Annotated in this window: 10 protein-coding genes; 2 read left to right on the top strand and 8 right to left on the bottom strand. The window is 71.2% G+C overall.

The annotated features are described in order from the left end of the window. Window positions 1–1,485: DUF3363 domain-containing protein (locus tag ABDV68_RS16945; RefSeq protein ID WP_343521283.1), on the bottom strand; the 1,485-nt coding region annotated here is incomplete at its 3' end. A 307-nt stretch (window positions 1,486–1,792) separates the two neighbouring features. On the opposite strand from ABDV68_RS16945, the gene ABDV68_RS16940 reads away from it, so the two are divergent. Then, on the top strand, window positions 1,793–2,179 hold the full coding sequence (locus ABDV68_RS16940; protein ID WP_343521282.1) for a response regulator: 387 nt from the start codon (window positions 1,793–1,795) through the stop codon (window positions 2,177–2,179). A gap of 129 nt (window positions 2,180–2,308) precedes the next feature. Here the strand turns inward: ABDV68_RS16940 and ABDV68_RS16935 are convergent, their stop codons facing one another. The 5 genes from ABDV68_RS16935 to ABDV68_RS16915 all read right to left on the bottom strand — a co-directional run bounded on the left by ABDV68_RS16935 (window position 2,309) and on the right by ABDV68_RS16915 (window position 4,935). Beyond that, on the bottom strand, window positions 2,309–2,677 hold the full coding sequence (locus ABDV68_RS16935) for a hypothetical protein (protein ID WP_343521281.1): 369 nt from the start codon (window positions 2,675–2,677) through the stop codon (window positions 2,309–2,311). A 225-nt stretch (window positions 2,678–2,902) separates the two neighbouring features. Next, a complete protein-coding gene (locus ABDV68_RS16930; RefSeq protein WP_343521280.1) occupies window positions 2,903–3,652 on the bottom strand; it encodes a lytic transglycosylase domain-containing protein in 750 nt (249 codons plus the stop codon). Beyond that, complete coding sequence (locus ABDV68_RS16925) at window positions 3,649–4,233, bottom strand: S26 family signal peptidase (protein ID WP_343521279.1); 585 nt, start codon at window positions 4,231–4,233, stop codon at window positions 3,649–3,651. The genes ABDV68_RS16930 and ABDV68_RS16925 overlap by 4 nt, the downstream gene beginning before the upstream one ends. Next, a complete protein-coding gene (locus tag ABDV68_RS16920; protein ID WP_343521278.1) occupies window positions 4,226–4,453 on the bottom strand; it encodes a helix-turn-helix domain-containing protein in 228 nt (75 codons plus the stop codon). Before ABDV68_RS16920 ends, ABDV68_RS16925 begins: the two co-directional genes overlap by 8 nt. A gap of 161 nt (window positions 4,454–4,614) precedes the next feature. Continuing rightward, on the bottom strand, window positions 4,615–4,935 hold the full coding sequence (locus ABDV68_RS16915; protein WP_343521277.1) for a DUF736 domain-containing protein: 321 nt from the start codon (window positions 4,933–4,935) through the stop codon (window positions 4,615–4,617). Window positions 4,936–5,378: 443 nt separating this feature from the next. Here ABDV68_RS16915 and ABDV68_RS16910 point away from each other — a divergent pair, with 443 nt between their 5' ends. Further along, window positions 5,379–5,789 carry a thermonuclease family protein gene (locus ABDV68_RS16910; RefSeq protein ID WP_343521276.1) on the top strand — a complete coding sequence of 137 codons (411 nt, stop codon included), beginning with the start codon at window positions 5,379–5,381 and terminating at the stop codon, window positions 5,787–5,789. A gap of 53 nt (window positions 5,790–5,842) precedes the next feature. Here ABDV68_RS16910 and ABDV68_RS16905 read toward each other — a convergent pair whose 3' ends face one another. After that, window positions 5,843–6,085, bottom strand: a complete 243-nt coding sequence (locus tag ABDV68_RS16905; protein WP_343521275.1) for a hypothetical protein — start codon at window positions 6,083–6,085, stop codon at window positions 5,843–5,845. A gap of 162 nt (window positions 6,086–6,247) precedes the next feature. Next, window positions 6,248–8,096: ParB/RepB/Spo0J family partition protein (locus ABDV68_RS16900; RefSeq protein WP_343521274.1), on the bottom strand; the 1,849-nt coding region annotated here is incomplete at its 5' end.

Below are 8,096 nucleotides of genomic sequence, written 5' to 3'. Positions count from 1 at the left end.
GAGCAGCTCGACGGCGACCGGACGCGCGCGCGCCTGCACCGCCTCGAACCGCTCGACGCGCTCGAGATGGTCGGCCGCGATCCGCCACCCGCCGTCGGCCAGGCGCTCGACGCCGGCGCCGCCGCGGCGCAGCGCCTCGAGCCGGCGGACATGGGCCCGCGCGAACGCCTCGGTGGCCTGGCGGTCGTGGGCCAGGTGCGCGTCGATGTCGTAGCGGCCGCCGTTGGCGGTGGCGACGGCGGCGATCGTCCGGTCCACCTCACGGACGCCGGTGCAATTGGGGGCGACCCGCACCACCGCGGCCTCGCCGGCGCCTTCGGCCGCCTCCCGTCCGAGCGCCACATAGTGGCTGCGCCCGTCGATGCCATCGACAATGAGATAATGGCGATCGCGATGCTCGTCGGCGAGCCCGCGCGTCAGCACGCGCCCGATCAGCGGACCCGCATCCGGCGACATCGGGTCGTAGATCGCCTGGTCAGCAGCGGCACGCTCGACCCGCGCCGCGGTGAAGGCGCGCTGCATCGTGCGGATGATGTCGCCGCGCTCGCCCATCCGGGTGAGCGTGTCGGCCAGGCCGGGCGCGAGTCGCCAGCGGCCTTGCCCCAGATCCTCAGCGAGCCCGAGCCGCGCGAGCCTGACGAGACGCCCGGCACGCAGCGTCTGCTCGAACGCGCCGCCGCCGCTCGCCGCGACGATGCGCTCCTCGCCCCCGAGGCGGATCAGCCGCCGGTCGATCGCGGTCAGGTGCTCTTGCTCGATTTCGGCGAGCTGAGTGCGCGCAATTTCCCGGTCCGTGCGCGGGCCGAGGTCGAGCTCGACGAGCTCGGCGGCGCGCTCGCGCAGGCCCCGGGTCAGATAGTCGGGCGCGATCACCAGGTCCTTGCCCTTCTGGTCGATCCCGCGGACGATGACGTGGCTGTGCGGATGGCCGGTGTTGAAATGGTCGACGGCGACCCAGTCGAGCCTGGTTCCGAGATCGGCTTCGGCGCGCGCCATCAGCCGGCGGACGAGCGGTTTCAGCTCGTCATATTGGGCGCCGTCCTCGGGCGAGACGATGAAGCGGAACTGGTGGCGGTCGCCGGCGCCGCGCGCGAGGAATTCCTTGGCGTCGATCGCATCGCGCTCGGCGCCGTAGAGCGCGCCCCGTTCGCCCTCGCGCGTGGTGCCGTCGCGCTGGAGGTAGCGCAGGTGCGCGGCCGCCGCGCTCGCGCCCTTGCCGGCGAGCCGCGCGATGCGGGTCTTGATCACGACGCGGCGGCGCTCGAGCGCGCTCATCCGGCCGCGACTGGCGAGCAGCCGCCCGACGCCGGCAGCGCGGCCGATCCGGCTGCCGGCGGAACGCTTGGCTTGTCGTCCGGCAAAAGCCGCCCCACCGCGGGCGAGATTGGCGGCTGCGAGCACGCGCTGGAGGTAGCGCCGCCCGCGCCTGGGCGGGCGGCTGCGCAGCCGCCCGAGATGGGGTTCGAAGTCGTCGTCGGCGCTCATCCGGCGGCTCTTGCTGGCGCGCCCCGAAGCCAGTCTGGCGCAGCCTGAGCGCTAAGAAAACCGGTGCCGTCCAGGCCCGCGGAAATCCTCGCTTTTCGGCGGCGACGGCACTGCCCGCCGAACGACAGTGCCGCTCGAACGCCGCAAAAAGGATGTGCAGACAAAGGCTTATGCGCCGGCCGGTGCCGGCGCTTTATCTTGCCTTACGCGGCTTTTCCGAATGGGCGGGAAACGAAGCGCATCTGCGGACGTTTAATCGAGATCAAATCCAGACGCATTCGATTGCGCGAACCTGAGGGGGCTGCCCTTGAACGAAACGGTCCGCATCCTCGTCGTCGATGACGAGGCGATGATCGTCATGACGGTCGAGGACGCGTTGCGGCAGGCCGGATACGACGTCGAGATCGCGCATTGCGGTTCGGACGCGCTGTCGATGCTCGAGCGTATCCCCGAGATCGCGGGCATCGTCACCGACATCCGGATGGGGAACGGAACCACCGGCTGGGAACTCGGGCGCGAGGCGCGCCGGCATAATCCGGCGGTCGCGATCGTCTATATGTCGGGGGACAGCGCCGCGGACTATCCGGCAGAGGGAGTCCCCGGCAGCATCATCGTTCACAAGCCGTTTGCCCCGGATCAGATTGCTTCGGCCATCTCGACGCAGCTCAACAAGATTGCCAGCGGACTCGGTTGAGCCGACCGCTCGCTGCGGGCGCCAAAGCGCCTTGCCTCATGCCCGCTCGATAGCCTCCCGCCGAGGCAGAAAAGAGAGCGAGAGCGACGCGGTTCCGACGCCGCTCCCGCGCGTGCAGATGTCCGCATGTCAGTGCGTTTGTTCGAACGCTTCGTGAGCGTCCCACGCGCTTTTCATCAGCCTGAGATTGAAGATGTCGTGCACCGCGCCGTCGCCATCGACGATGCAGGTGGCGACGAACCACGCGCCCTTGAGCACGCCCAGGATCGCGATCCGCTCGAGCTCGAGACCCCCGTCGTCGGCGTCGATCTCGCCTTCGTAGCGGCCGAGATGGCGCTCCATCATGCGGCTCTGCCAGTGGAAATCGGCGAGCTCCGCATCGAGGAACCGGGCAGCGATCTCGACGCTGCCCTCGCGTCCGAACTGCGCTTCGATACCCGCGATGAGCGCCGGATAGGCGTCGCGCGTCTCGACCTGGAGAATGGAAATCATCGTCATGACGAACCTTTCGAAGCTGTCGTCCTCTCGACTGAGGACGGAGGTTCGGGGACGGGCGGCGGGGCGGCTGTCAGGGCCGCGGAGGCGCAGCCGGAGCGCCGCGAAGCGGCGGCGGAGGAACCGATTTTGTCGCGCGGCAAACGAACAAAAGCGCGCGCGAAGCGCGCTCCATCTCGCGGCAAAATTGGAGGGGCCGCCGGCCTTGCACAGCCGCTCCGCCGCCCGTCATGCTGGGCCTTGCCGAGACGAGCCCTCCCCCGTTTGCGGATAAGCGCGGCCCTCGCCGCCTGCTCCCCATTGCGGCTGGGCTTCTGCCGGCGGGCGCGTCGAGAGGGTGACGAACAGGTCGGTCGGCGCGCTCTGCGGTGCAGCGGCGCCGGCGGGATCGGCGCGCTCGATCACGAACAGGGTCGCGCGCTGCGGGGCCTTCTCGGGAGCGGCTGCCGGCTCGCCGCCGGCGCCCACCTGCGCCAGATAGGCGCGGGTCTCGGCGGGCAGCGGGCGGCCATCGGCCAACCAGGCGGCGTAGCGCGCCGGACCTGCATTGTAGGCGCCGAACAGGCCGGGATAGCCGAAGCGGTCGTACATGAGGCGCAGGTAAAAGGTGCCGGCGAGGATATTGGCGCGGGGGTCGTGCGGGTCGGCGCCAAGACGGAGCCGAGCGCGCAGCTCGGCCCAGGTTCCGGGCATGATCTGCATCAGCCCCATCGCGCCGGCGCGGCTGGTGATCGGCCGGCCGTGGAGGTGCGTGCGGCCGCCGCTCTCGGCGCGCATCACGCGCTCGATCCAGTCGAGCGGCACGCCGAAGCGCTGCGACGCCTCGCGCGAATAGGGGCGCCAGCGTGTCACGGCATCGACCGGAACCGCGCGCTCGGCGGCGGCCTGCCCCGCCTGCGACGGCTGCGAAGCAGCGGCCGAGGGCGCGGCGAGCAGGACGGCGGCGCCTGCCCACAGGGCTACAGGGAGCCGGGTCATGCGCCGGTCTCCGCGGCGTGCCAGGTCCAGAGCGGGTGGGCGGTCCCGACCACGTCCGAGGTCCGGCTCGCCCCGAAATAGCGCCCGTCGAACGAGGCCGGGCTGGCCGGATTGAGCAGCAGCAGCTCGCCGATGCGGAGGGTCCGGCATCCCTCCCAGCGCGGCAGCGGACGACCGAGCCGGTCGGCGGCGAGCCGATGGGCGACCGCCCGGCCGTCGATCGTGAGCGTGGCGCCGATCCCGCAGATGCGTGCGCCCGCGACGGCGGCGACGCGCTTGATCGCGGGCACGTTGCCCGGAAGGTAGCGGCGCTGCGCCGCGAGCCGGCGCGCGGGTCCGGGCAGCCAGGCGACGACCAGCTCGCCGGGCGCCGGCGCCGGCGCGGCGCCGACCCGGTAGAGCCCGATCGGCACGCTTGCGCTCGCGTTCCAGAGGAGGCGCGGGCGCGGTGGAGCGACGATGATGAGGCCGAGCGCGGCGACGCCGAGCGCGACCGCGAGGCCGCGGCGGCGGAGCATCCGGCGGCGGCGGTCGCGCCGCAGCGCCTGCGCGAACAGCGGCAGGTCGCGCGGGTCAGCCATGGTCGCCTCCGCGCGCGTTCGCGGCCGACCAGGCCTCGATATCGTCGATATGGTAGCGCCAGGTCCGGCCATGGCGGCGGCAGCGCGGGCCCTTGCCGGCCAGCCGCATCGCCTTCAGCGTCGACCAGGCGATGCCGAGGTGGAACGCGGTCTGCTTGGCGGTGAGGAACGGGCAGGATTCGCGCGCAGCCCTCGCACGCGCTTCGGCATCGTCGTCCATGTTGTCGGGTCCGGTTCTAAGCGGCGGTCAATCGCCGCGACCGGCCCAAACTGGCCCGAGCGCGCCTTGTCGGGCAGGGTCGAAAATCCATGCATGCGTTTTCGACCTCCCCATTTCTGGGGATTGCGCTCCCGCGCTTCGGCGCGGGAGCGCTTGCCGACTCAGTCGGCCGGGTTCCAGATGATGGCGAAGGCGTCGTCATCGTCCTGGCCGGCGGCGCGGCCGAGATTGGCGTAGAGCCGGCGCGGCCCGAACTCAGGGGCGGCGAGGCTCAGCGACACATAGTCCTTGCCGGACATCTCGCCGCGCCGGACCCAGCCGGCGCCGACCTCGACCCCGGCGGCCGAGACGCGGTAGTCGGGCTGCGTGTCGCTGCTCTTCGAACGGTTCGGCACGATCTCGATCTCGGTGCGGATCGAGAGCGTCTTGAGCTGGCCCTTGAAGCCTTCGCCGTCGCGGGTGACATAACCGATTGCGGGCATTGATCGTCTCCTTAGGTATCTCGCCCGAACCGTCTCCGGGCGATGGGCGGACCGAAGGAACGGGCGCCAGCCGGACGCGTGAACCCGTCAGGGCCGCAGCGTCAGCGGAGGACCGGAGCGGCGCGCTTATTTGCAGCGAAGCGGCCGCGAGGAGCCGGCGAAGCCGGCGGGGAAATAAGCGCGTCCGCGATGGTTTCGCGCGGCCAGCGCCCGTTCCAGGTCATACGCCCAAGGAGCCGGAGACGGTGGCGCGAGCGGCCCTGACGATGCCGCCCGATGTCGAGCCGGGCGCCGCGTGAAGGAACGCGACCGGCCCAGCTCAGCGCCTCTCAAACGGCATGCCGCAGATCGATTGTCCGACGTCGATCGGCGCGATAGCGGCCCGTATGGATGTGAATCGGCGTGGGTCGTGGAGACCGGATGGAGGCGGCAAGGCGGGAGCCGTGAGGCGGATCGGCGCACGCGCCGCCGCGCTTGGCGCGGCGCTGCTGCTCGGCGCGGCGGCGCACGCCGAGCCGGGGCGCGTCGCCTATGTCATCGACGGCGACACCTTCCGGCTGGTGAGCGGCGAGCGCATCCGCATTGCCGGGATCGATGCGCCCGAGACGCAGCCGCGCCAGGCGAAATGCATGCAGGAGCTGGCCGCCGGCCGCGTCGCGACGGCGCGTGCCCGGGCGCTGCTCGCAGGCCGGGCCGTGCGGATCGAGCGGGTCGGCCGCAGCTACAATCGCACGGTCCCGCGGGTGACGCTCGAGGGCCGCGACGTGGCGGCGACGCTGGTCGAAGCCGGGATCGCGCAATGGTGGCCGAGGGGGAGGCCGCGGCCGGTCTGGTGTGATCGCAGGCGCCGCTGACGCGTCGAAACGGCCGGCACGCGACGATCGATGATATCGGGCGGCCGCTCGCCTCAGGCGTCGATCAGCGCGATCGCGTCGCTGAACGCGAGGCTGTGGACGTTCTCGCCGGCCTCGTTCGTCACCTCGATGCTGCTGCGCAGCCAGAGCTGGCCGCTCTGCGCGTCGGCGCTGATCAGCTCGCGCGCCTCGCGCATCGCCTGGGCCTGGACGGCGGCGAGATCGGGCAGCTCCCGGCCCTCCTCGTCGGTGCAGAGCGTGCCCCGCTCGCAGAGATGGAAACGGAATCTTGGCATGAGCGCCAACTACTGCCCGACAACGCGTTTCCGTGCCAGCACATGGGTTAGCCGCTGCCAAACCCGCGCGCCGACGCCTGAAAGGCGGAGGCGCGCGGCCGGATTTTCGCGACGAGCGGTTCCGTAAAACGGCGGGGCGGCGCTGGCCGCCCCGCCTATCCGTCACGCCGCCAGCGCCTGCTCCGGTTCGGCAGTCACCGGACGCGCATCGTTCGCGTCGGTGCCCGGCGCTGCTGCCGCCGCAGCCGGGGCGGCGGGCGGCTCGGGGTCAGGTGGCGCGGCCGAATCGGGCTGCGCGAGCGCGAGCGCTTGCACCGTGCCGACGCCGCCGCGTGGCGTGTAGGCGGCGGGCGGGAACGCCATCCACCTCGGCACCCAGCGCTCGACCTTGGGGCGCCCGTTCGCGCCGTCGAGATGATCGACGACGATGCGCTTCAAGGTCTTGAGCTTCTCGCCCGCATTGGCGCGGGCGACGGTCTCGCCCGCGACCTCGGCGACGATCCGGCCCATTACCCCGCGGTCGCGGACCAGCTCGAAGAAGGCCGCATCCGGCTGCCACCAGTCGGCCATGTCGAGGCCGATATGGAGCCCCAGCGCCTCGATCGCAGGAGTTCCCGCAGCGAGGCTTTCGCCCATGACGATCGCGATCACATCCATGACGGCGGCGTCGGGCAGCGCGAGCAGCCGGGCGAACAGCGCAGCGAGGGTGTCCGCCGGTCCATCGGCGTCGGCGATGGCACCGCCGATCACGGTCGGCTCCTCGGGCGAGAAGCCGAGCAGGGCGAGGACCGCACGACGGCGCTCGTCGAACACGGTTTCGCCGCGCGAGACCTCGACGCTCTCGCGCACCTCGTCGGAACGCGCCGACTGCGGCTCGATCCGCACCTGCCAGAGCGGCGAGCCCGTGATGGCGTGCGCGACCAGCAGCCGCAGCGCCACCCCGGGGTGCGCGACCAGCGCGGCGCGCACGGCGGCGTGGCGGTGCAGGTCGATATAGGTCTGCATCGCCGAGGTGATCTCCGGACGCGGCGGCTTGGGCGCGCTCGGCGCTTCGCCGTTCTCGATGCGCCGAGCCTCTTTGCGGGTGAGATAGCCCTCGTGGAAGATCACCTCGCCGGAGCCGCGCACGTCGATATAGACGCGCCCGCCCTTGCGCTTGGGAGCCTTTTCATATTCCCAGCTATGGAAATGCTCGGACGGCGGGACGATCACCGCGTCGGCCCATCCGGCGTCGAGATAGGCGGCACAACGCGCATCGATCGCCGCATTCTGCTCGATCCAGAATGCGTCGGCATCGGCGAAATAGCCGCCTTCGCCGAACAGGTCGGCGACCACGGCGAGCCCGCTTGCGTCCACGTCGAACAGCGCTTGGGCGGTGCTGATCGACTGGCCGCCGAACAGCCAAGCCTTGAGCTGGTGCCCGGTCGGGACACAGGCGTCGGGATCGTCGGCGAGCGCGAGCCAAGCCTTCTGCTGGCTCTTGCTGGCGAGCGTCAGGTGGCGGACGGTCACCCGGTCGATTTCCTCGCGGGCATACGTCGCCCGGATGCGCGGGAGCAGGTTGCCGAGCGCGAGGACGCGCTTCACCGTCAGCTCGGGAAGGCCGAAGGTGAGCGCGATGTCGTCGATCGTGCGGCCCTCCTTCACCAGCCGGGTGAAGGTCTCCCATTGGGTGACCTCGTCGGGGTCGAGCCGCCCGAGATTTTCGATCAGCGAGGCCTCGATCGCATCGGCATCGTCGCCGTCTTCGAGGATGCCGCAGGGAAGTGCGAGCGTATCGGGATCGACCTCGCCGGCCGCGCGGCGTTCTTCGCCGACCAGCCGCGCGGCGTGGAAGCGGCGGCTTCCGGCGACGATGCCGTACAGGCCATCGTCATTGGCGGGCTTGACCAGCAGGGTCTGGATTATGCCGCGCTTGCGCACGGTCGGCAGGATGTCCGACACGTCGGGCGGGCGCTTGGCAAAGCGCATGTTCGCCTTGTCGACGAACAGCTTGTCGAGCGGGATGAAG

Source organism: Sphingomonas sp., from assembly GCF_039595165.1.
In the GTDB taxonomy this organism is placed as follows: domain Bacteria; phylum Pseudomonadota; class Alphaproteobacteria; order Sphingomonadales; family Sphingomonadaceae; genus Sphingomonas.
This window is presented reverse-complemented; position numbering and strand designations above follow the sequence as displayed.